26 protein-coding genes are annotated in these 21,950 nt (G+C 59.4%); 17 read left to right on the top strand and 9 right to left on the bottom strand.

The window, feature by feature from the left end; genetic code table 11:
* Position 1 precedes the first annotated feature (1 nt).
* From BI364_RS11250 to BI364_RS11200, 12 genes are all read left to right on the top strand, one after another.
* Positions 2-727 carry an RNA polymerase sigma factor FliA gene (locus tag BI364_RS11250; protein WP_070078816.1) on the top strand — a complete coding sequence of 242 codons (726 nt, stop codon included), beginning with the start codon at positions 2-4 and terminating at the stop codon, positions 725-727.
* Between the two features lie 57 nt (positions 728-784).
* Positions 785-1,159 carry a chemotaxis response regulator CheY gene (locus tag BI364_RS11245; RefSeq protein ID WP_070078815.1) on the top strand — a complete coding sequence of 125 codons (375 nt, stop codon included), beginning with the start codon at positions 785-787 and terminating at the stop codon, positions 1,157-1,159.
* Positions 1,160-1,183: 24 nt separating this feature from the next.
* On the top strand, positions 1,184-1,963 hold the full coding sequence (locus BI364_RS11240) for a protein phosphatase CheZ (protein ID WP_070078814.1): 780 nt from the start codon (positions 1,184-1,186) through the stop codon (positions 1,961-1,963).
* A 59-nt stretch (positions 1,964-2,022) separates the two neighbouring features.
* Positions 2,023-2,526 (top strand): Hpt domain-containing protein, encoded by a 504-nt coding sequence (locus tag BI364_RS19315; protein WP_156782729.1) that lies wholly within the window; start codon positions 2,023-2,025, stop codon positions 2,524-2,526.
* Positions 2,490-4,106 (top strand): chemotaxis protein CheA, encoded by a 1,617-nt coding sequence (locus tag BI364_RS11235; protein WP_156782728.1) that lies wholly within the window; start codon positions 2,490-2,492, stop codon positions 4,104-4,106. Before BI364_RS19315 ends, BI364_RS11235 begins: the two co-directional genes overlap by 37 nt.
* 42 nt (positions 4,107-4,148) lie before the next feature.
* Positions 4,149-5,207 (top strand): protein-glutamate methylesterase/protein-glutamine glutaminase, encoded by a 1,059-nt coding sequence (locus BI364_RS11230; protein WP_070078813.1) that lies wholly within the window; start codon positions 4,149-4,151, stop codon positions 5,205-5,207.
* A gap of 142 nt (positions 5,208-5,349) precedes the next feature.
* Positions 5,350-6,090, top strand: a complete 741-nt coding sequence (locus BI364_RS11225; RefSeq protein WP_070078812.1) for a flagellar motor protein — start codon at positions 5,350-5,352, stop codon at positions 6,088-6,090.
* Positions 6,091-6,113: 23 nt separating this feature from the next.
* The gene (gene motD / locus BI364_RS11220; protein ID WP_070078811.1) at positions 6,114-7,055 is read left to right on the top strand and encodes a flagellar motor protein MotD; all 942 of its coding nucleotides are present in this window, start codon (positions 6,114-6,116) and stop codon (positions 7,053-7,055) included.
* Positions 7,052-7,867, top strand: coding sequence for a ParA family protein (locus BI364_RS11215; RefSeq protein ID WP_070078810.1), 816 nt, complete (start codon positions 7,052-7,054; stop codon positions 7,865-7,867). The genes motD and BI364_RS11215 overlap by 4 nt, the downstream gene beginning before the upstream one ends.
* Positions 7,860-8,594, top strand: a complete 735-nt coding sequence (locus tag BI364_RS11210; protein ID WP_070078809.1) for a chemotaxis protein CheW — start codon at positions 7,860-7,862, stop codon at positions 8,592-8,594. Before BI364_RS11215 ends, BI364_RS11210 begins: the two co-directional genes overlap by 8 nt.
* A gap of 43 nt (positions 8,595-8,637) precedes the next feature.
* Positions 8,638-9,114 carry a chemotaxis protein CheW gene (locus BI364_RS11205; protein ID WP_070078808.1) on the top strand — a complete coding sequence of 159 codons (477 nt, stop codon included), beginning with the start codon at positions 8,638-8,640 and terminating at the stop codon, positions 9,112-9,114.
* Positions 9,115-9,302: 188 nt separating this feature from the next.
* Entirely contained in the window at positions 9,303-9,731 is a 429-nt protein-coding gene (locus BI364_RS11200) for a DUF2802 domain-containing protein (protein ID WP_070078807.1), read from the top strand.
* Here the strand turns inward: BI364_RS11200 and BI364_RS11195 are convergent.
* The 4 genes from BI364_RS11195 to BI364_RS11180 form a co-directional block, all read right to left on the bottom strand.
* On the bottom strand, positions 9,707-10,045 hold the full coding sequence (locus tag BI364_RS11195; protein WP_070078806.1) for an EscU/YscU/HrcU family type III secretion system export apparatus switch protein: 339 nt from the start codon (positions 10,043-10,045) through the stop codon (positions 9,707-9,709). The genes BI364_RS11200 and BI364_RS11195 overlap by 25 nt on opposite strands.
* A complete protein-coding gene (gene fliK / locus BI364_RS11190; RefSeq protein WP_070078805.1) occupies positions 10,042-11,127 on the bottom strand; it encodes a flagellar hook-length control protein FliK in 1,086 nt (361 codons plus the stop codon). The genes BI364_RS11195 and fliK overlap by 4 nt, the downstream gene beginning before the upstream one ends.
* An 87-nt stretch (positions 11,128-11,214) precedes the next feature.
* On the bottom strand, positions 11,215-12,447 hold the full coding sequence (locus tag BI364_RS11185) for an HDOD domain-containing protein (protein ID WP_070078804.1): 1,233 nt from the start codon (positions 12,445-12,447) through the stop codon (positions 11,215-11,217).
* A gap of 58 nt (positions 12,448-12,505) precedes the next feature.
* Entirely contained in the window at positions 12,506-13,456 is a 951-nt protein-coding gene (locus BI364_RS11180; protein ID WP_070078803.1) for a chemotaxis protein CheV, read from the bottom strand.
* Between the two features lie 289 nt (positions 13,457-13,745).
* Between BI364_RS11180 and flgA the strand changes: the two genes are divergently transcribed.
* The 3 genes from flgA (at position 13,746) to BI364_RS11165 (ending at position 15,433) form a co-directional block, all read left to right on the top strand.
* Entirely contained in the window at positions 13,746-14,411 is a 666-nt protein-coding gene (gene flgA, locus BI364_RS11175; protein ID WP_070078802.1) for a flagellar basal body P-ring formation chaperone FlgA, read from the top strand.
* A gap of 144 nt (positions 14,412-14,555) precedes the next feature.
* Entirely contained in the window at positions 14,556-14,897 is a 342-nt protein-coding gene (flgM, locus tag BI364_RS11170) for a flagellar biosynthesis anti-sigma factor FlgM (RefSeq protein ID WP_070080038.1), read from the top strand.
* 68 nt (positions 14,898-14,965) lie between these two features.
* Positions 14,966-15,433 (top strand): flagella synthesis protein FlgN, encoded by a 468-nt coding sequence (locus BI364_RS11165; RefSeq protein WP_156782726.1) that lies wholly within the window; start codon positions 14,966-14,968, stop codon positions 15,431-15,433.
* Positions 15,434-15,450: 17 nt separating this feature from the next.
* Here the strand turns inward: BI364_RS11165 and BI364_RS11160 are convergent, their stop codons facing one another.
* The 4 genes from BI364_RS11160 to BI364_RS11145 all read right to left on the bottom strand — a co-directional run bounded on the left by BI364_RS11160 (position 15,451) and on the right by BI364_RS11145 (position 18,858).
* The gene (locus tag BI364_RS11160; RefSeq protein WP_070078800.1) at positions 15,451-16,272 is read right to left on the bottom strand and encodes a CheR family methyltransferase; all 822 of its coding nucleotides are present in this window, start codon (positions 16,270-16,272) and stop codon (positions 15,451-15,453) included.
* 41 nt (positions 16,273-16,313) lie between these two features.
* The gene (locus tag BI364_RS11155) at positions 16,314-17,069 is read right to left on the bottom strand and encodes a flagellar brake protein (RefSeq protein WP_070078799.1); all 756 of its coding nucleotides are present in this window, start codon (positions 17,067-17,069) and stop codon (positions 16,314-16,316) included.
* Positions 17,070-17,137: 68 nt separating this feature from the next.
* Positions 17,138-18,034: a GGDEF domain-containing protein gene (locus tag BI364_RS11150; RefSeq protein ID WP_197495687.1), complete on the bottom strand. Its 897-nt coding sequence runs from the start codon at positions 18,032-18,034 to the stop codon at positions 17,138-17,140.
* 164 nt (positions 18,035-18,198) lie between these two features.
* On the bottom strand, positions 18,199-18,858 hold the full coding sequence (locus BI364_RS11145) for an MBL fold metallo-hydrolase (RefSeq protein ID WP_083251334.1): 660 nt from the start codon (positions 18,856-18,858) through the stop codon (positions 18,199-18,201).
* A gap of 140 nt (positions 18,859-18,998) precedes the next feature.
* On the opposite strand from BI364_RS11145, the gene BI364_RS11140 reads away from it, so the two are divergent.
* Positions 18,999-20,096: a PA0069 family radical SAM protein gene (locus BI364_RS11140; protein ID WP_070078797.1), complete on the top strand. Its 1,098-nt coding sequence runs from the start codon at positions 18,999-19,001 to the stop codon at positions 20,094-20,096.
* 137 nt (positions 20,097-20,233) lie between these two features.
* Positions 20,234-20,983 (top strand): glutathione peroxidase, encoded by a 750-nt coding sequence (locus BI364_RS11135; RefSeq protein WP_070080036.1) that lies wholly within the window; start codon positions 20,234-20,236, stop codon positions 20,981-20,983.
* Between the two features lie 30 nt (positions 20,984-21,013).
* Here the strand turns inward: BI364_RS11135 and BI364_RS11130 are convergent, their stop codons facing one another.
* Complete coding sequence (locus BI364_RS11130; RefSeq protein WP_070078796.1) at positions 21,014-21,934, bottom strand: hydrogen peroxide-inducible genes activator; 921 nt, start codon at positions 21,932-21,934, stop codon at positions 21,014-21,016.
* Positions 21,935-21,950: the final 16 nt, after the last annotated feature.

Raw genomic sequence — 21,950 nt, 5'->3', positions numbered from 1 at the left:
TATGTACCCCGCGCGCGAGGCCGCTGATGTTGACCGCCTGGTGGCCGAGCATGCCCCGATGGTCAAACGGATTGCCTATCACCTGATCCACCGACTGCCGCCGAATGTGCAGCTCGACGATCTGGTGCAAACCGGGATCGTCGGTTTGATTGAGGCCGCTAAGCATTACAATGCCGGCCAGGGCGCGAGCTTCGAGACCTATGCGGGCATACGCGTGCGAGGGGCGATGCTCGATGAGGTGCGCCGCAATGATTGGGCGCCACGCTCGGTGCACCGCAAGGCGCGGGAAATTTCGGCCGCGCTGCGTGTTGTGGAGAACCGACTCGGACGAGCGGCACGAGCGATCGAGGTTGCCGCTGAGATGGAAGTGTCATTGGAGGAGTATCACCGTTTGCTACGTGACGCGACGGGCTATCAGGTCTTCAGCTTCGAGGAATCCTTCGGAGACGGCGATGGAGATGACGAGCGTGAGGGCGGACGAATCGGTGAAACGCGGGTGTCTGGGCCGCTGGACCATCTTTCCAACGATGACTTCAGGCAGGCGTTGGCAAGGACCATCAGTGCGCTACCCGAACGCGAGGCGCTGGTGTTGTCATTGTATTATGACGAGGAACTTAACCTGCGCGAGATCGGGGAAGTGCTGGGCGTGTCGGAATCGAGGGTGTCTCAGATCCACAGTCAGGCGCTGATACGGTTGCGTGCAAGGATGGTCGACTGGCGCACCTGAGGTGCCGCCGGGGTTAGGCAGATTGAATCTCAAGGAGTGTGTTTCGTGGATAAGAACATGCAGATTCTCATCGTGGACGACTTTTCCACGATGCGGCGCATCATCAAAAACCTGCTGCGAGAGCTAGGTTTCAATAATACGGCCGAGGCCGATGACGGTAGTACGGCCTTGCCATTATTGCAGTCGGGCAAGTTCGATTTCCTGGTAACGGACTGGAACATGCCGATCATGCCGGGTATCGAATTGCTCAAAGCGGTGCGTGCGGACCCCAAGCTGGCCAAGTTACCTGTTCTGATGGTGACGGCTGAGGCTAGGCGGGACCAGATCGTCGAAGCGGCACAGGCCGGCGTGAATGGTTATGTGGTCAAACCCTTTTCCGCAGAGACGCTCAAGGAAAAGATCGACAAAATTTTCGAGCGAATCGAAGGTTAAGGCGGATACGGGAGAGACGCGGGCGTGGATAAAAATGAGGACGGCAAGCAGGGCGTACCCACGGGGGACGATCGGTTGGTACTGGCGCGTCTGTTGGTGTCGGCACTGGAGGCGGGGGATGAAGGGCCCGTCAGCGATCTGTTGTCATCTCTCGGCGCACAGCAGGACCGGAGCCTTTTCAATGAGTTGGGTCGGCTGACGCGTGATCTGCATGAGGCGTTGAATAGCTTCAGACTGGATTCCCGCGTGGCTGAAATCACGCATGAGGAAATCCCCAACGCTAAAGAAAGGCTCAATTATGTCGTTACGCTGACGGAGCAGGCCGCGCATCGGACGCTAAACGCCATCGAAGACAGCATGCCGCGGTTGACCACATTGAGTCATCGTGCGGAATCTCTTTCGGAGGGGTGGGCGAAATTCAAACGCCGTGAATTGAGCGTGGAGGAATTTCGTGAGCTGGGAGGGTCCCTGGACGCCTTTCTGACGGAAGTTAAGGAGGAGGTTTCGACGGTTTCTTCGCAGCTTTCCGACGTGATGTTGGCGCAGGATTTTCAGGATCTTACCGGGCAGGTGATCCGCCGGGTGATCGAGCTGGTGCAGGAGGTCGAAGAAGGGCTGGTCGGTATCGTCAAGGTGGCGAGCGAGCGTCTGGTGAAGTTGGACGGCAAGCGACCTGCGGAAACCGTTCCGGAAGACGCCAGCAGCGGCAAGGGTTTCGGTCCTGCCGTCCCAGGCGTGGACAAGGCGGGTATCGTGAGCGGGCAGGATGAAGTTGATGACTTGCTCTCTAGCCTGGGTTTCTGAGTCGTGCTTAAAGCATATGCCCATGGATATTCCATACCCGGAAGGGCCCTGGAGACGACATGACGATCGGAGCTGATGACGAACTGCTGCAGGATTTCCTGGTTGAGGCCGGTGAAATTCTCGATGGCCTCGGCGGGCAATTGCTCGAGCTTGAGCAAAACCCGACGGATACGAACCTCCTCAATGCCATTTTTCGGGGTTTCCACACCATCAAAGGAGGAGCCGGATTCCTGGCGCTGACGCCGCTGGTCGACGTTTGCCACCACTCAGAGGATGTATTTAATCAACTGCGTCAGGGTGAGCGTACGGTGGATGGCGACTTGATGGACGTCATTCTGGCGGTGCTCGACGCACTGAATGTCATGTTCGACAATTTGCGCGGCGGGGTTGCGCCAGAGCCGGCCGAAGCTGAGCTGATGCGCCGTCTCGCCGATTTGGTCGCAGGGAAATCACCCGCGGTTGCTGCTCCGCCTTCTCCCCCCCCGCTCCCGCCCAGCCTGATGATACGGATGCCGCCTTCGAGGCCATGCTCAAAGCAGCGGATAGCGCAGAGTCTGGTGTAGTGCGTGAGGAAGTCACGGAGGTCGTGGAGTCTTCGACGTCTGGCAATGAAATATCCGACGATGAATTCGAGGCGTTGCTCGACCAGTTGCATGGACAGGGTAAGCACACCGGTGCGGTAAACGAATCTTCCACGCAGTCGGAAGGTGCTGCTTCGACCGGAGGGGAAGACATCAGCGAGGCAGAGTTCGAGGCGCTGCTGGATCAGCTTTATGGCAAGGGCGCTTCACCCGGTCCCGCAGAGGAGGCGCCAGCTGCGGAGCGGACGGTTGTCGTGCCGCCCGAGCCCGAGCCCGAGCCAACGATCGCAGCGACGCAGCCACCACAAAAAGATGTGCCGGCCCCAACCCAGGCCGCAGCCGCGCGCAGCGCGAATGGCCCTGCGTCGGCCACCGCCACCCCTGCGGCGGAGAGTACGGTGCGCGTTGACGTCAAGCGTCTCGACGACATCATGAATCTGGTGGGAGAGCTGGTACTGGTACGTAATCGATTGGTGACCCTGGGCGCACAAATCAAGGAAGAAAGCGTGGCGGGGGCCATCTCCAGCCTTGAGTTGGTCACCACGGACCTTCAGGTGGCTGTGATGCATACCCGTATGCAGCCCATCAAGAAGGTCTTCGGGCGATTCCCCCGCGTGGTACGTGATCTCGCCAAAAGTTTGAAGAAGGAGGTCAACCTCGAACTGCGTGGCGAGGACACCGAGCTCGACAAGAACCTCGTTGAGGCACTCGCCGATCCGTTGGTTCACCTAGTGCGCAATTCGGTGGATCACGGTATCGAGATGCCGGAGGATCGTCGTAAACAAGGCAAGCCCGTAATCGGCCACTTGGTTCTCTCGGCCGCGCAACAGGGCGATCATATCCTGCTGGTCATCGAGGATGATGGTAAAGGTATGGACGCGGCAGTCCTGCGCGCCAAGGCGATCGAAAAAGGCTTGATCGACGAAACGATGTCACAACGGATGACGGATACGGAGGCCTTTGACCTGATCTTCAGGCCGGGTTTCTCGACCAAGGAGCAGGTGTCGGACGTTTCCGGCCGAGGTGTCGGCATGGATGTGGTCAAGACGCGCATCGCCGGACTCAATGGTGCCATCGAGATCGATTCCGTCTTGGGGCGAGGCACCATCATCCGCATCCGCCTGCCGCTCACCTTGGCCATCGTGCCCACGCTGATGGTCAAAATTCGGCGGCGTCCTTTTGCCATTCCCTTGAGTTCGATCGGCGAAATTCTGGACATGGATCTCACGCAAACCAAGATTGTCGACAATCGAGAAGTCATTTTGGTGCGTGGCAAGGCCTTGCCACTGGTTAGACTCGGTGAATGGTTGCGTCTCAAGGGTGGGCACGGGCCGGCGGGCGTTGACCCACTCGGGCATGTCGTCGTCGCCCATGTAGATAACCGGCGTGTGGGCTATGTAGTGGACGAGCTGCTAGGTCAGGAAGAGGTTGTCATCAAGCCCTTGGGACCAGGATTACGTCACGTGCCCGGCTATGCTGGTGCCACCATTACCGGAGACGGTCATCTGGCGCTGATACTTGATTTGCCAGGGCTCATGCGTGCGAAGGGGTTGGCTGCCTGAGCCAATATTCACGCGCAGGGTTGCAGACATTAAGGATTGAGGATGAAAGTACGTGTGTTGGTGGTCGACGATTCTGCCTTTTTCAGGCGTGCCGTCAGGGGAATGCTGGAGTCCGACCCGGATATAGAAGTGGTGGCGGTTGCCACCAACGGGCGGGAAGCGGTCGCCTGTGTCGCCGAACACAAACCCGACATCGTGACGATGGACATCGAGATGCCGGTGATGGACGGCATTACCGCGGCTCGACACATCATGTCGAGCCACCCCAGGCCGATCTTGATGTTCTCATCGCTGACACATGAGGGCGCGAAGGCGACGCTGGATGCGCTGGATGCCGGTGCAGCCGATTTTCTCCCAAAGCAATTCGAAGAGATCGCGCGTGACCGAAGCGAGGTGGGACGAGTGCTCTGTCAGCGGGTCAAGGCATTGGCACGTCGTCGCTCGGCGCCGGTCGCACCACCGGCCGGTACGGCTTTTGGTCGGCCTGCCGCGCGCGCACCGATGCCGATCAGTCGGGTTGGCGCCAAGCTGCCACAATGCCGATTGGTGCTCATAGGCACTTCCACCGGCGGCCCCGTTGCGCTGCAGAAGGTATTGATGGCCCTACCGGCCAATTTCAGTCGACCGCTATTGCTGGTTCAGCATATGCCGGCAGCATTCACACCTGCATTTGCCGAGCGTCTCAATGGCTTGTGCGCTATTGAGGTTCAAGAAGCTAAGGATCAGACGACTTTGCGTCCGGGCGTCGCATTATTGGCCCCAGGCGGTATGCAGATGATACTCGAGGGCAGCCCGGGCGCGATGCGTGTGCGTATTGGTGAAAGTCCTCCGGAGCTGCATTACCGGCCTAGTGTGGATGTCACCTTCTCCAGTGCCGAGCGCATTAATCCAGGTGGCAATCTCGGCATTATCTTGACGGGCATGGGAGCCGATGGTCGGGAGGGTGCTCGGTTGATGAAGCGGAACGGATCGACGATCTGGTCCCAGGATCAGGCCAGTTCAACGGTTTATGGCATGCCGGCGGCGGTGGCCGAGGCGGGGTTGACGGATCGTGTTTTGGCCCTGGATGAATGCGGCAAGGCCCTGGTCGGCGCATTCTGACGGTACGTCGTTGGCCACGTTGTGGGTCAGCGGCTGATGAAGCACGGCACGCCGAGGTCGTGGATCACGAGATACAGGGAGCGGGGAGCTTGGTTTTGGTCTCCCGTGATGGTTTACGGCATTTGCCCAGAGGAAGTAGGTGATGGACATACTCAGCCTGCTGGGCATCTTGATCGCACTGGGTGCCGTAATCGGTGGCAATTATATCGAGGGGGGGCATATCGGCTCCCTCCTGCAGCTGACCGCCTTCATCATCGTGATGGGCGGGACGTTGGGTGCCGTGTTGCTGCAGAGCCCCCTGCCGGTCTTTTGGCGTGCGGTCAGGATGGGGCTGTGGGTCTTCAAGCCACCGTCGATCGAACCGGAGCGACAGATCGAATCGATTGTGGAATGGTGCCAGATCGCGCGCCGCGAGGGTCTGCTCGGGCTCGAAGGTGTCTCGGATGCGCTGGAGGAGCCGTTTGCTCGCAAGGGTTTGCAGATGCTGGTCGACGGTCGTGAGCCGGAGGCCATCCGCAGCGTGTTGGAGGTAGAGCTGGATGCGACGGAGGAGCAGCTGATGCATGCCGCGAAGGTTTACGAGGCAGCCGGTGGCTATGCCCCGACCGTGGGTATTTTGGGTGCGGTGATGGGATTGATCCATGTGATGGAAAATCTTGCCGATCCGACCAAGCTTGGTGCCGGTATCGCGGTGGCTTTCGTGGCGACGATCTATGGCGTTGGTGCGGCTAATTTGTTTTTGTTGCCCATCGCGAACAAGCTTAAATCCATTATCCACCGTCAGAGCAAGGTGCGCGAAATGACCATAGAGGGTCTTGCTGCCATTGCGGAAGGAGAGAACCCGCGCGCGATCGAGGCCAAGTTGCAGGGGTATGTGCAATGAATCGGGCATACGGAGGTTAGGCCATGGCGCGTCGATCACGGAAAAAAGCGGTTGAACATGAAAACCTGGAGCGCTGGTTAGTTTCCTATGCGGATTTCATCACCTTGTTGTTTGCTTTTTTTGTGGTCATGTACGCGATTTCGTCGGTGAATGTAGGCAAATATCGAGTGTTGTCGGAGTCCCTGGTCGCCGCCTTCCACAGCGTGCCCCGTTCGCTCGACCCGATCCAGGAGGGCAAGGTGGTGGCCTCAGGTCCACCGGCAACGACGCCGCTGCAAAATTTTCCGGCACCGGTCGAGATGCAGAATCTTCCGCAATCGATGATGCCCAAGCCATTACTACCTGCGCGACAGGCGGCTGCGCTGCGTTCGGCGCAGGCGCCGGACGACCAACTCGCCACCACCGAGGCTGCGATTCGTGCCATGGGTGACGAAATTCAGCGTCGTTTGGGTAATCTGGTCAAGCAGAATCTTGTATCGGTAAATGTCCATCGATTGTGGATCGATATCAAAATCAACACGGACTTTCTGTTTTCGAGCGGCAGTATCCGTCTGGCGCCAACGGCGACGCAGATTATCCAGGAAGTGGCGAAGGCACTCGCACCCTTGCCGAATCGGATTCAGGTTGAGGGTTTTACGGACGATATACCTATACATAGCGTCGAATTTCCCTCCAATTGGGAATTATCGGCGGCGCGCGCCGCTTCGGTGGTGCGTTTAATGGCGGAATTTGGCGTTGGACCACAGCGTATGGCTGCGGTCGGGTACGGGCAATACAAGCCGATTGCAAGCAATGCGACGGCGGCCGGGCGAAGTCAGAATCGGCGGGTGGATCTGGTGGTACTGGCTGCGAGCAAGGCGTTGGAGCAGGCCGGTACTGGCTCTCCTGCACTTTTTCAGAGGCCGGGTGCTGACATGACGGATAGCGCAGGAAAGACCGCTGGTGTTGGGGGAAATCGATCATGAACATCGTGGCGGTGGCTAATCAAAAAGGTGGTGTGGGCAAGACGACCACGACGGTTAGTCTGGGGGGGCTTCTCGCGCGTGCCGGCGAGCGTGTATTGCTGCTCGATCTTGACCCGCATGGCTCACTGACAAGTTATTTCGGATATAACCCGGAAGGTTCCGATAGTGGCCTTTACACCTTGTTTCAACGCCGCGCCCAAGGGCAGGCACTCAATCCGTTGCCGCTTGCCGTAGAGACATCGGTCGAAGGGATGTCGTTGCTTTGCGCCAGCACGGCTATGGCGACATTGGATCGGCAGTTGGGCGGGCGGGAGGGTATGGGCTTGGTGGTGGCTGAATCGCTCGCCATGCTGCGTGCCCACTACTCCTGGGTATTGATGGATTGTCCGCCGATGCTCGGTGTGCTTATGGTCAATGCATTGGCGGCCTGTCAGCACCTGCTGGTGCCGGTGCAGACAGAATTTCTGGCCCTCAAGGGTTTGGAGCGTATGTTGCGGACGGTCAGCATGGTGCAGCGCTCGCGTACTCGCGCCTTGGATGTCACCCTGGTGCCGACCCTGTTTGACCGCCGCACGCGCGCCTCGATCGAAACACTCCGCCAGTTGCGCGGTGATCATCCGGATGAGATATGGCCCGGCGTGATACCGGTGGATACGCAGTTTCGTGAAGCCAGCCGCGCCGGACAGCCGCTGACCACGATGAAGCCGTCTTCGCGGGGCAGCAAGGCTTATGCGCAGTTGCTGGACTGGCTGCTGGAGCAGACCCCGCTGGGTGGCAATATTCATTCTTTGCGCGAGGCGATCCGTGGATAAGACGCAAGCCAAAGTTGGAGCGCTTTTCACCCAGGAATTGGCTCTAAGTGCTTACCTGGATGGGTTGCTCAATCCTTCTGCAGAGGTAGCAGTGGCGCCTGCGCCCGTGGCCGAGCTGGTGCCCTTGCCTTCACCGGTGCCGACGCCGCTGCCCACCGAGCCCGCGGTCAAGCCTGGTATGGCATTGGTGCCCACGGTTACGTCGCAAGTGGTTGTTACTCCGGCGCCGGTAGAAAGATTGAAAGCAGTGCCGGAGTGGGCGGAACAGGGCTTTGAGTGTTTGTTGTTCTTCGTCGGCGGCCTCAAGTTGGCCGTGCCGCTTGTCAAACTGACGCGCATTATTCCCTGGGGCGAACACGTGACGCAGACTCCTGGGCGCCCACCTTGGTTCATGGGTTTGATGTCCTTCGACGGGCGTCAGGCCGGGATTATTGATACGGCCAAACTGGTGTTTCCCCGCGACCGTCTGTCGCAGCGGGAGGAACAGGTGCGAAACGGCGAGGCGGATGGCATCTATAGTCGTATTCTAATGGTAGAGGATGGGCGCTGGGGGCTGTGTTGCGATCGCGTTGACGCAGTGGTGTCACTGCAGGCGGATGCGGTGCGCTGGCGTACGGAGCGAACTTCCCGCCGCTGGTTGGCCGGGACCGTGACCAGTCAGATGTGTGCCCTATTGGATATCGAGTCCCTCGCGGCCGAGATCACGCAGAGTGGCAGGGGTGGATGAAATCATGGTGCGAAAATAACGCCCGACGGGTGAGGACAAGACGATGGCAGAGAAGAGTGGAGTCAATAAGGTGGATGAGTTGCAGTGCGTGACTTTTTTCCTCAGCGGCGAGGTCTATGCGCTTGATGTGATGCGGGTGCAGGAAGTGTTGCGTGTGGGCGAAATATCGCCGGTCCCCGGCGCGCCCGAATACGTACTCGGTATCATCAACCTGCGAGGGAATGTGGTAACCGTCATCGATGCCCGTCAACGCCTGGGTCTCGAATTCACTGAGCCCGACGATTCCAGTCGTATCATCGTGCTTGAGGCCGCCGGCCAGGATGTTGGCATATTGGTCGACGGGGTCGCCGAAGTTGTACGTATCCGGCAGGATGAGATCGATCCTAGCCCCAGTGTCGGTAATCAGGAGGCTGCGCGTTACATCCAGGGCGTCGCGTCGCGAGATAAGGAGCTGATCATCGTGGTCGATGTCGAAAAGCTCCTCAACGAGGAAGAATGGGCCGAGCTGGCGACGATGTAGGTGCTCGCAACGTGGCGGACGAAATCGAACCTCTGCACCCTTCGGTGCCTGCCGATACCGGGCGGCGTCCAGCGACGACGCCGGATCGCCAACGAAAGCCGCGCCGGCCGCCGCCGCCACCTTCGGTTCCAGAGAATCATCCGCCTTCGGAACCGGGCCATATTGACGAATATGTCTGAGCGTAGTGCATGCACATTGATTGGCTGAGCGTATTGGTGGCCTTGGATCTGATTTATTTTCCGGTCGTGGCCGCGTGGGCGGCTTGGCAAGTGCTCAAGCTCAGGGGCGAGCGCGAGACCGGCAAAACGCAAACGGCTTTTGTTCAGTCGCAGTTGGAATCGCTGCGGCAGTCGATTCAGGAAATGCGTCAGCGAGACGCTGAGCTGGAGGAGCGGTTCGACACCTTGTACAGCCGTCTACGTGAGCGTGTGGATAGCCAGGAGTTGCGTGCGCAAGCGCCGGGTGGCGCGCACGTACAGGCACTTAAGCTGCTGGAGCGGGGGATGCCTGCGGATGAGCTGATGACGGTGTGCGGTTTATCCCGCGGCGAAGTTGATCTGCTGCAAGCCTTGCATGTCGCCGGGGCGGGGCGTCATGAGGCATCCGATCCAGGTTGAACGTCAGAGGGCTCCACGTCCGGTTGCAATTCGTGCAGCGCCAGGCCATTGAGGCGATAGGCGAATGCCAGTACTTCGGCGACCGCGACGTACAAGGCTTCCGGTATTTCCTCTCCCAAGGGTACTTGCGCCAGTACTTGGCATAATTCTGCGTCGTTGCGTAGGGGGACTTGATGCGCGCGAGCCAGCTCGATGATGCGCTCACCGACCTCGCCGCGCCCTTTGGCCGTGATACGGGGAGCGCCTTCCCCATTGTATTTTAGGGCGATGGCCAGGCGGTGAAGCGTGGTCGGCGGCAAGGGTTTTTTAGTCATGCGCGCGTGTCTACCAATCTATTGACTCCCGACGAGGCTCGTCTTGCCTGGGGCGCTTCGCCGCGATGGCTTTGTAGTATGCCGGGGGATAAGCCCTGTGCTGACCAAGCAGCCGCAAGCTCGGGTAAGGCATTCGAGATACGCGTTGCGGTGGCTGCGTTAGCCGTCCAGAAGTGCGCCGACAGCGTGTTCTGTTGGCTTGCAACATAAGCGTCCAGCGGACCGGTTCGCGGCAGGTCCAAGTGGAGGCGGACGACCCAGTCTTGCCCATCTGTAGGCGGCGTTCCGGTATGTGGTGGCGTCGTCTCGACTTCAAGCTGGACCGTATGGAAGCCCTGAGGGGTCCGTACCGGGAGCTCGATGGACCAGTAAAGGGTATTGCTGCCGGGTACCTGACTTTGCAACTGATTGATGCCGATTCGCCCGATGAGTCCCTCGACCATTTGCCGGGCTTGATTCGATGCTGCGGGCTGGGTGGTCGGCTGAACTGGCAATACATCGAGTAGGCGTGCCGCAGTCGCCTTGATGTCCAGTGGCGATGGAGGCAGCCCTGCGGCAAGGCGGGATTCCAGCATGACCCCGGAATTGAGCATGGCTTGCTTCAGGCCGCCACCCGTCGCGAGTTGTGCGGGCGTGGGTGTGTTGGCTACTAGTGCGCGTGCGGACCCTGCGGCGGCGGCAGGTAATTGCGGCAACAGCCTTGATAAGGCGCGCAGGACGGTATCGAGCGCCTGCTGCGCGGGCAGCAGACTGCGCACGGCTTGTTCGATGGCAACGGTTTGTGGCGATACGGAGGGGGGCGTTGCGGGTGCCCGTGCCAGGACGATGTCGTTACCGGCGCGCCGAACACTTAAGCGTAATGACTCGCCCGTTTGCAGCGGCGTTTGGGATCTGACTGGAATCTGCAGATTGCCGATCTGCAGGCGCGCAGGACCACCACCTGCCTGCGCGGGCGTACCTTCAAGGACAAAGGCACGTAGCACCTGCCCGACTTGCCAAGCGGCTAGCTGGGCGCGAGGTGAGGTACTGCCTTGGGCGCTCTGGGCAAGCTGCTGACTGTCGACGCGTATGCCGAATTCCACCGGATTTCGAAGCCTCCTCGCATGTCGGTACAGCTAATGGCGCAAGGTTGAATATGTCGATGGGCACGCCATTCGCTTCCGGGATGATCAGTTCAGGAACTCGCGTATGCTTGCGATTTCCTCGGCGGCATCTTCCAGCACTTGCAGCGATCGATCGGATTCCATGTCAGCTAGGCCGAGTTTGCGGAAGGCGGGAACCTCGGCCAGTGAGGCGGCTGGTAACGGACGATCGTTGCGCAAGTCTGCGTAGAGTCGGGCGGCGATGATGATGTCGCAGAGGTCAGCGGGTAGTTCAGGGCTGCGCATCCATTGTTCTCCCTCTTCGATGGCGATCACCACATCGTGATCAAAGCCCCATTCCTTGAGCAGAACCCCGCCGACCATGGGCGCCAGACGGGTGATAGCGAGTTTGAGATCGTCGATGCCGGTCCCTAGGCTTTCGGAAAATAGGAGTATCGGGACGGCGCCGACACGGTGCATAAGGCCGGCGAGCAAGGCGTGATCGGGATCCATCAGGCGCGAATGCCGGGCAATGATATAGGCGATGGCCGAAACCTCCACGCTGGTCTCCCAGAGTAGCTGCATCTGGCGGGCGATTTGCGGTGAGCGGGCCTTGAATACATTGTGCATCGTGATGCTGATCGCAAGACTGGCGGTGCGCTTGAGACCTAGGCGCGTGATGGCCTCGCGCACCGAGCCGACCGCACGCGTGCCCCGGTAAGCAGCGCTGTTGGCGGCCTGAATCAGGCGAGCCGTCAGCGAGGGGTCGACCTGTATGACTTTGGACAGGTCGTTGAGGCTGGTTTCGGCGTCGGCGGCGAGTTCCCTGATGCGGATGGCAATTTCCGGCAGGCTGGGAAGCTGCATGCGGCCATCGCTCAGTGCCTTGTAAAACCGCTCGAGCAGATCGCTCTCGACCGAGGAAATACTCTCTTCGCCGACATCATAGCCACTGTTTGTGGCATTTTCGGCCTTGATGGCCTCCTCTAAAGCCTGCCGGGCAATACTCAGCAGGCGTGTCTGTGTGATCACCGCCGCGTATTCCGCAAGGCTGTCATCTGGGAACAGCGGGCGTAAGGAGCGTGCCGCATCTATGCCGGGTTCGATCCGTTCGAGCAGCGTATCACCCTGCATCAGGTCCATGCTGCCGTCGAGGATGAAGCTGATCCAGCGCTCACGATTGCGGGATGGGAGGCGTTTGCCGGGTTCCAGTGTATCGATTCTGGATTTGGGCAGTAACGCTTGCCGGGAAGCCTCGCTGAGCTGACTGAGCGGTTCCAGCCGGCCGAGTTGTTCGATGGAGATATCCGAGTTAGGCATGGATTCGCGTGGGAGCAGCGTTCTCGTTGGGCGGGCGGCGGGTTGGGACCCGGAGGTTCTAACCTCCGGGTCCGGGGATTATCACCTCATGGGGCCGGGGGTGAAGTAGGCGAAGAATTGTTTCTGCGAATTCATCGGGTTGGAACTTCGGCAGAAATGCCGTGGCGCCGACGCGGTCGACCATGGCCTGGTTGAAGGACCCACTCAGCGAGGTGTGGAGAATGACCGGCAGGTTGATGAGGCTTTTGTCGGCCCGGATGCGGCTGCATAGCGTGTAACCATCCATGCGTGGCATTTCGATGTCTGAAATCACCATGTCGAATTGGCGCTCCGTGTCGGAGGCCATGACCGCTTCGAGTTTGTCCAAGGCTTCTTTGCCGTCGTTTGCGAGGACGACCTGCATCCCGAGTTGTTCAAGTGTCCGGCGTACCTGTAGTCGGGCGACTGAGGAGTCGTCGGCGACGAGGATGCGTTGGGTTTGGGCATTTTGCGTCGGATCTCTCTCCTTGAGGTTGTCGGAGACATCCGTGTTGACGCCCTGTACATCGGCGAGTATGCGTTCGACGTCCAGTATTTCGATCAGTTGATCCTCATACTGCGTGACCGCGGTCATATAGTGGCCGGAGCGGCTGCCTTTGGGCGGCGGTAGTACCGATTCCCAACTGATATTGATGATGCGCTCGACCGATGCAACCCTGAAGCCTTGTACGCTACGGTTGAATTCGGTGACGATGACAAAGCTTTCCTGTCCGGCGGGCACGCCGCGCCGACCTAAGGGCCTTGCGACCTCAATGATCGAAGTCGGCCGGCCACGGATGTTGGCGATCCCAAGCACATAGGGATGCGCCTGCGGGACGGTTTTGAGCGTGGGCTGGGGTATGATTTCCCTGACCTTGAAGACGTTAATGGCGAAAATCTGCTGCTTGTCCAGCCGGAAGAGCAGCAGTTCCAGCCGATTCTGGCCTGCAAGGCGGGTGCGTTTGTCTACGGCGGAGAGGATGTCGGTCATACTGCCCCTTGATTCGGCTAATCGTCGTTATGTACAGGTTGTCGGCAGAAACTAATAAGAGTTTAGAAGCTTGTAAAAAACCTGCCCGTGCACCGGCGGCTTTAGCTGTGGCCTGTATATTGCTTCTGATTATACAGTGGTATGCATTACTGCGATGCGGCAGCCATTGCGCGACAATCGCTCCTGTTGTGGCCGTCAAAATATCGTCATGTGTCTTTGGAGGTGGTGCTGAGTGTCGGGAAACTGGCGAATGGGGTGGGTTTTCCTTGGGCTTTGTCTGTATGGCGTTATGCTAGGCGGGGCCGTGGCGGCGGATGCGCAGGAGCCGCATGTGCGGATACTCGATGCTGCGGAGTCATTCGCGCTGGCGGAGGCGAAACAGGGGTTGCCGCGCGCGAAGTTGCACATCAGCGCATCACCGTTGGATGCGCGCCTGGCGCTGCCCGCCTGTACGCAAGGGCTGAATGCCTTCAAGCCGAGTGGCGGTCGCGTGATTGGTAATGCCGTGATCGGCGTGCGGTGCGCCGGCCCGCATCCCTGGACCCTGTATGTGCCCGTTCAAGTCTCGGCCAGGCTCGCGGTGGTCGTGGCGGTGCGTCCGCTGGTGCGCGGAACGCAGCTGATGGCCTCGGAGTTGGCATTGGCTGATCGCGATCTGAGTAATCTCGCCTATGGCTATTTGACTGGCAAGACGCAGGCTGTGGGGCAGGTGCTGACCCGTGATGTCATGGCGGGTCAGGTCGTTCTGCCTGCAATGCTGAGCCCCCCCATTTTGGTGCGCCGTGGACAAATGGTAACGGTCATGTCTGGTGGGAGCGGTATTGAAGTGACTACCGAAGGTGTGGCGCTTGCCTCGGGATCGCGTGGTCAAGCGATCAAAGTGCGTAATAGCCACTCCCAGCGCATCATCGAGGGTGTGGTCAGTGGGCCTGGGAAGGTGACAGTCGGTGGCTAGTGCGTATCGCCCAGGCTGGCCTCAGCAGCAGAATGGGGCTAAAGTTTCGTCAGGCTTGGTCGATAAGTCTGGCATCAGCAAAGGCGATTGCCGCATGTGGACGCGAAGTTCGGGTCCGAAACGGCTTCGGCAACGGGTGATTCAATGAATATCGATCTCAAGAATATTCCACAGCAAGGCGGTGCCAAGGCTACGGGCGATACAGCGGGTTCTTCCCATTCATCCGCGCTGGGGTCGACACGTGACACCGCCAGCAGCCAAACCCAAACCCCGGGGACGCCCGTTGCTTCGAGTGATTCGGTGAGTTTGACTCGGAGTGGGCAGCAGCTCGCCCAGTTGCAGGCCGGACTTGCTCAACAGCCGATTGTGGATAAGCAACGTGTGGCGCAGTTGCGTCAAGCTATTCAGAGCGGGCAGTACAACATCAACCCGAGCCAGGTGGCGAGCAAGCTGCTGAGTCTTGAGGGGCCGGCAAAGGGTTCCTGAAACCCCGCGGTGCAGCCTCCCGTGGCGCCGTGGGCAAGCCATGTTGTGACGTGGGAGAGGGATAGGTAGTGAGCAACGACGAATCCATGCTGCTGTCGATACTCGGTGAGGAATTTGCCGCTATGACCCGTCTGCGCGAGATTCTAGAGACGGAATCCGATGCATTGGAGCGCTTGCAGGTAGAGGCGCTGTTGTCGCTGGCGGATGCCAAGCAGGCCCTCATCCAGTCTCTGGAGGCGAGCGGTGAGCGGCGTGCGGCATTGCTTGCGGGCTTGGGGTATGGGGCGGATCCGGTTGGGATGGATCGCTATCTGTCTATTGCGCCAGCCGAAGTGGCCGCCGCTTGGCGGGTGCTCGTGGATGAGACAACGCGTTGCGAGGCTCTCAATCGTCGTAATGGCGCGCTCAACAACAGTGGACAACGTCAGGTGCGTCGTTTGCTCCGGGTGTTACGTGGCGAGCCGGTCGAACCGGCTACCTATGATCGAAAGGGCGATTCTGGCATCGGCGGTGGCCAGCCTCTCGCCAAGGTTTGAAAAAGGTTACGCTGCGTTCAGCGGCGCTTGTAGGCGCTTCCCGGATTGAATCTTACGAGATCGAGCAGGTCGCTCGCGCTGCTTGCCGTTTCCGCCGCTCCCAGGAACAGATACCCGCCAGGGTTCAGAGCCTGCGCCAGTCGTCTGAGAATATCCTCCTTCGCGGTCGCTGAGAAGTAGATCAGAACGTTACGACAAAAAATTACATCGAATCGGCCAAGCGAGGCATAGCTTTGCATCAGGTTGTATTCGCGGAAACTGACGCGACCTTTGACCCGAGGGGTAATCTCCCAACGATCCCCCTTGCTGACAAAATAGCGCTGCCGCTGGTCGTCGGTCAGGCCTCTCATCATGCTGAAACCGTCGTAACTGCCGGTGCGTGCTTCGTCGAGTATCTGCTTGGAAACATCGGTTGCGATGATCTGAACATTGGCCAGCGAGAGGCCGGAGTGTGTGCGCAGGCTTTCGTCGATCATCATGCTCAACGAGTAAGGTTCTTGTCCGGATGAGCAGGCTGCTGACCAGAGGCGTATGGCGGTGCCACGGCGCGCCAGTTCCGGGAGTATGTGGTCACGAAGGCTGTTGAACGGATGTTGGTCCCGGAACCAGGAGGTTTCGTTGGTCGTCATGGCCTCAACGGCCTGGCGGGCGAGTTCGCGGTCATGTGGGAGCTTGGCCAGCAGAGCGCTGATCGTAGGTAGGCCCGCGTCACGCGCCATGCGGTTCAGCCGGCTGACGACAAGATAGTGTTTGTTGTCGCCCAGGACGATGCCACAGGCATCGGAAAGGAATTTTCTGAAGGTGTTGTATTCGGTTTGGCCCAGTCTTTCATCAGCCATGTCCGCATGTTTCCTTACGCCGTAGCGGTGTTTGGTTGCGATCAATCATCGTCTGGCTGCTTGCGGAGCTGTTCTCGTTCAAGATAACTGACGCTACGCTGTATCTGACGCTGCGCATCGGCCGTCAGGTTGTGGAACGCGAGCCCCACTTGTGTATTGGTGTTGTCGGCGGACGGACGCACATGGCGGATTTCCGTCTCGGCTACGATGGTGCCCTCGCCCGGCAGTTCGACTTCACAGTAGGGCATGAGTGTGCCGGGTATGATTGCCTGTCGGTGCAGGGCCGGCAATATTGCGGAGACGCCGCCGACCGAAAGGTCGCGTAGCTGGCCAGCCAGCGGATTGTGTGTTTCCGGTGTTCCAAGACGCACGCCGGCTTTGATGCCCAGCGCAACATTCACCCTGTAACTTGTCCGACGCTGCTCATAACGGATGAATTTCGGCAGGCTCGCTCGGTGAAACGGGATCCCATTTTCACTTCCAGATTCGATGATGTGGGATTCGAATGCGAATTTGACGCCCTTGAGTTGGCCGAGGAGCCAGATTTTGGTGTTTGGAACGATGGTTCTGTTGCCCTCGCGAGGGACAAACTCATCGAGCATGAAGTAATCGCGGGCCATCCCCTCGCTACCTTCGAGGATAGCGGTACTGAAGGCCTGCTCTCCCTCATCGGGTATGAGGGTAACCATCGCACGATCCTCATGGATGTCGCGTAGCAGGCGCGCGATCCGCGGGGGATGGGTGATGATTTCGTATTGGTTGTCAAACAATGAGGGTTCGAGTAGGGCTGTGCGCATGGGCGTGCATTCACGGGACACTATCATGACATCTTAGCCGAAAACTGCTGTCGGGTGGACTTGGCTCATCAGAGAGCGTGGTCGCGGACGCAATTGCGCCCGTCTGCCTTGGCTTGGTAGAGGGCGCGGTCAGCTCTCTCGATCAGGGTTTGCGGCGTGTCCTGTCGGCTCAGCGAACTCAATCCGATACTGATCGTTGGCGAGACACCGTGCCCGTCGGGTAAGCGACAGGTGTGCATGTCGACGTTTTTACGCAGGCGCTCGGCGACGTGCGTTGCGCGTGAGTTATCGGTGTTAACCAGCAGTACCGCGAATTCCTCACCGCCATAGCGAAAGACCAGATCGAAATCGCGTACCGTGCTGCGGATGATGTCGGCGATGCAGACGATAACTTGGTCGCCGCTTGGGTGGCCATGGCCATCGTTGATGAGTTTGAAATGGTCGATGTCGATCATCAGGAGGCTGGCCTGGCGGGACTCCCGGTGGCTTAGGCTGATTTCCCGTTGGATTTGCGGCAGCATGTTCGAGCGATTGCCGAGGCCGGTCAGGGGGTCTGTGAACGAAGAGCGTATGGCCTCCTGGTAACGCAGCCCATTTCGCAATGGGTAGACGAGCAGGCAGAGCATGTCTTCGAGGCCCATGCTTTCAACTTCGGTGAACGGTCGGGCGCGGTAGACCAGTAATTCGCCAAGATGCTCGGTCTCGACCATCAGTTGATAGGCAAGTGCGTGCCGGTTGGTGTGGCCGGACTGGCAATGAATTGCCGAATCTCGTGGACCCGTGTAACTGTAGCCGTCAATCGACAGCTCACCCGAGATCAACGAAGTGAAGTTGGCCAGGAGTTCCTCGATGTCCAGCGTTGCTTGCAGCCGCAGCAGGGCATCGAAAGCGCCCTGAGGCGGCGTTTCGCCACTTGTGGAGCGCTCGGCTTGGCCTTGGGCTCTGGGGAATCGAAATATCGCCATGGTCTCGGATCGCATGAGTTCACAATAAGTGATGCGAATTTTGTGCCATATATTGAATATGGATCTAAATTCTTTTGTATCAAATGGTTAGTGTTTTTGCTCGCATACTCCCGAGCGATCCGCCGAATGATTGACGTCACGCCACCCGTTGTGGTCGTCTGGTGTCAAGATATCGACTCAATCCCGGCATTCCGGGGGTATGGCGTGCTGCGTATGCGATCGTGTTCGTGCTGACGGTAGCGGACGAAGTGATCGATCTCATTGAAATGCATGAAGGGATTGCAGCGAGCCTGTTCATCCATTGTGGTACTGGTTTTTTCTGCATAGTTGTGACCTGGGTGGATACAGGTATCCGGTGGCAGGTCTTCGCGTAGATGGCGCAGGGTGTGGAACATGGCCTCTGGATCGCCGCCCTTCATATCGCAGCGACCGCAACCGAACACGAACAGGGTGTCACCGGTGATCAGGTCATCGCCCAGGTGGTAACAAGCGGAACCTGGTGTGTGGCCTGGGGTGTGCAGCACGTCGATACGGGTGCTGCCGAGCTGGATGGCGTCGCCACCGTGATGAAGGTGCGGGCGGACGAGCGGGTGTCCCCAGAAACTGGCTTCGGGTTTGAGCAGGTGGGTCTCTGCGTCATGGTCGCGGAGTAGTTCGTCCACGCCGTTGATATGGTCGTGATGGCTATGCGTGAGCAGGATGTCGGTGATGCGCATGCCTTCGGCGTTCGCCAGGGATTGGATGGCGGAGACATCCCAGGCGGGATCGACCACGGCAGCCCGTCCGCTGGCCTGATCGTGGATCAAGTAGATGAAGTTTTCCATTGGCCCGAGGGCCAATGCATGGATTTTGTAGCCTACATCGCGAGTCACGGGTTTCTCCTGGTGATCGGTCGGGTATGGCCTTGTGTAGACCTCCCTGATGGCAAACAATTCAGCATTCCTGAGGCGCGGAGCGTATCCCTATGAATGACGATCGAGACTGCGCCATTGTGCCCGCCCCCCGCAAGGGCCGGGGCACGGCTTCAAACCGGACGGGGCGTTTCGAGTCTTTGACTCATGAGCGGGTAGCGGATGGATGGACGGCTTCGTTTGATGACCTGCCGCCGCTGCGCACTACGCTCGGGGTGGATAAGGCTCGGCGTGTGATCAGTCGTAACCGTTCGCCGGATGTCGCTTTTTCCCAGTCGGTGAACCCATACCGTGGTTGTGAGCATGGCTGCAGTTATTGCTTTGCGCGACCGACGCACGCCTATCTCGGTCTGTCGCCGGGGTTGGACTTCGAAACACGCCTGTTCCACAAACCGGATGCGCCGGCGCGGCTGGCGGAGGAGTTGGGGCGGCGCGGCTATGCTTGCTCGCCGATCGCACTCGGTATCAATACCGACGCCTATCAGCCGGTGGAGCGTCGTGTCGGGCTGACGCGGCGGTTGCTTGAGGTGCTTTGGGCGCATCGCCATCCAGTGTCGATCGTAACCAAATCGGCCTTGATCGAACGTGATTTGGAAGTGTTGTCCGCAATGGCATCTGAGGGGCTTGCGCAAGTCTTCATGTCGGTAACGACACTCGATCCAGTACTCGCACGTGGTCTCGAACCGCGGGCAGCCACACCGGCCCGACGCCTAGAAGCGATAGCACGCCTGGCGGCCGCTGGCATACCGTGCGGGGTGCTGTTTGCGCCGACAATCCCGGCGCTCAACGATCATGAGCTCGAACGGGTGCTGCGGGCGGCCCGTGAGGCGGGGGCCAGCGCAGCCGGTTATGTCATGTTGCGCCTACCGCGCGAGGTCAAGCCGTTGTTCACGGAATGGCTCAAGACGCATGTACCCGGTCGTGCGGAACACGTGCTGAGCCTGCTGCGCCAGATGCATGGCGGGCGGGAATACGAATCCGAGTTCGGCGTACGCATGCGTGGCCGCGGTCCCTATGCCGATCTTATTGCGCAACGTTTTCGTATCGCCAGTCGACGCGAAGGCCTTGATCGTGGGTTGCCGCCGCTGGATTGCAGTCGCTTCAGGGTGCCGGCGCGCGCTGAGGATCAGTTGGATCTGTTTGGTCAATGATGCGATTGGAAAATAGTTATAAACTATTATTATTATGAATATAATTAATTTTATTAATATAACCCGCCTCCGTATGCTGATTGCGTGAAGTCAAGAATGGGCACTGGCCCGAACCATACGCAATCAAGGAGGTTTCCATGTTCAAGAATCGCGAGGGACAATCGATACCCGAGGTGATGTTCAAGACCCGTCAGCGGAACGAATGGGTCGACGTGAGCAGCGCAGATGTTTTCAGGGATCGCAATATCGTCGTGTTTTCCCTGCCTGGGGCATTCACGCCGACGTGCTCGTCCAGCCATGTGCCACGTTACAACGAACTGGCGCCGGTGTTCAGGGCCAATGGCATCGACGAGATCGTTTGCATCTCGGTGAATGATGCCTTCGTGATGAATGAATGGCGCAAGGACCAGGAGGCTGAGCATCTGACCTTCCTACCGGACGGCAATGGCGATTTCACCGAGGCCATGGGCATGCTCGTGGACAAGCATGCGCTGGGCTTCGGGCGCCGTTCATGGCGTTACGCAATGTTGGTGCGCGACGGGATTATCGAGAAGATGTTCATCGAACCCGAGGTGGAGGGCGATCCCTTCGAAGTCTCTGATGCCGATACGATGCTGGCGTATCTGAATCCGATGGCCGTGAAACCTGACGATATCCTCATATTCACTCGCCCCGGTTGTGCCTATTGCCTGCGTGCCAAGGGCTTGTTGTCGGAATATGGCATGCCGTATGAGGAGGTGTCGGTGGGAAGCGATATGAGCTTGCGCGGCGTACGTGCGGCCACGGGGCGCGATACGGTGCCGCAGGTGTTTGTGAACGGTGCTTATCTCGGTGATTCCGAGGCGCTGATTCGTTGGATTGAATCAGGCCGGTCGCGGGCGGCCTGATCGAGCGGCGGGGCTTTTTGTCCAGCCGCTTCAGCAGAGTTCCACGCAGCTCATCGGCGTGTCGAGGATGGCACGCGTCAGGACCTCGATCGCGCCAGGTCTGGGAAAGCTGCTGCGCCAGGCGAGGGCGACCCGGCGATGTGGTACCGGGTCGCTCAGTCGGCGAACGGCTATCAGGCGGTCGGCATAGCGCTCGGCACCCGCTGCGGTACACGGCAGGATGGTGACGCCGAGCCCGGAGGCCACCATGTGGCGCAGGGTTTCGAGTGAGCTGCCGGCGAGGTGAGATTCACCCTGAGCGCTGCCGCTTGGCCGGGCACAAGCCGGGCAAGCCGTGAGAATTTGGTCCCGTAGGCAATGCCCCGGTCCGAGTAGCAGCAAATCCTCGCCGGCGAGCGCCTCCAGCGGGAGCTGCGATTGCGCGCTCAGCGGATGGGCCGAAGGGAGCAGAGCGACAAAAGGTTCTTCGTAAAGTGGTCGTACGGTCACGCCGGGTTCATCGAAGGGTAGTGCGACGATGATGGCGTCTAGCTCACCCTGTTTGAGGCGCCGCCGCAGATCTGCAGTAAAGCCCTCTTCAATCAGCAAGGGCATGAGGGGGGCGGTGTCGTGCAGGTTGGGAATGAGCTGTGGCAGCAGATAGGGGCCGACGGTGTAGATGGCACCGAGGCGCAGTACGCCCTGCAGCGGGTCGGCGTGTCCCCGAGCCAGATTGCGAATGCCCTCGACCTGTTCGAGTATTGCCTGCGCGTATTCGACCACCTGCTCGCCAAGCGGTGTGGGCGTGACTTCGGCGCCGCCACGTTCGAACAACGGGGTGCCAAGTTCATCTTCGAGCTTCTTGACGGCGACGCTGAGGGTCGGCTGGCTGACGAAGCTGCTGGCCGCTGCGCGTCCGAAGTGGCGTTCGCGCGCCAATGCTACGACGTAACGAAGCTCGGTCAGGGTCATATCGAGGGGTCCCGTG

Source organism: Acidihalobacter yilgarnensis, from assembly GCF_001753245.1.
Lineage (GTDB): Bacteria > Pseudomonadota > Gammaproteobacteria > DSM-5130 > Acidihalobacteraceae > Acidihalobacter > Acidihalobacter yilgarnensis.
The sequence above is the reverse complement of the archived record's forward strand: the minus strand, read 5'-3'. Positions and strand labels throughout refer to the sequence as shown.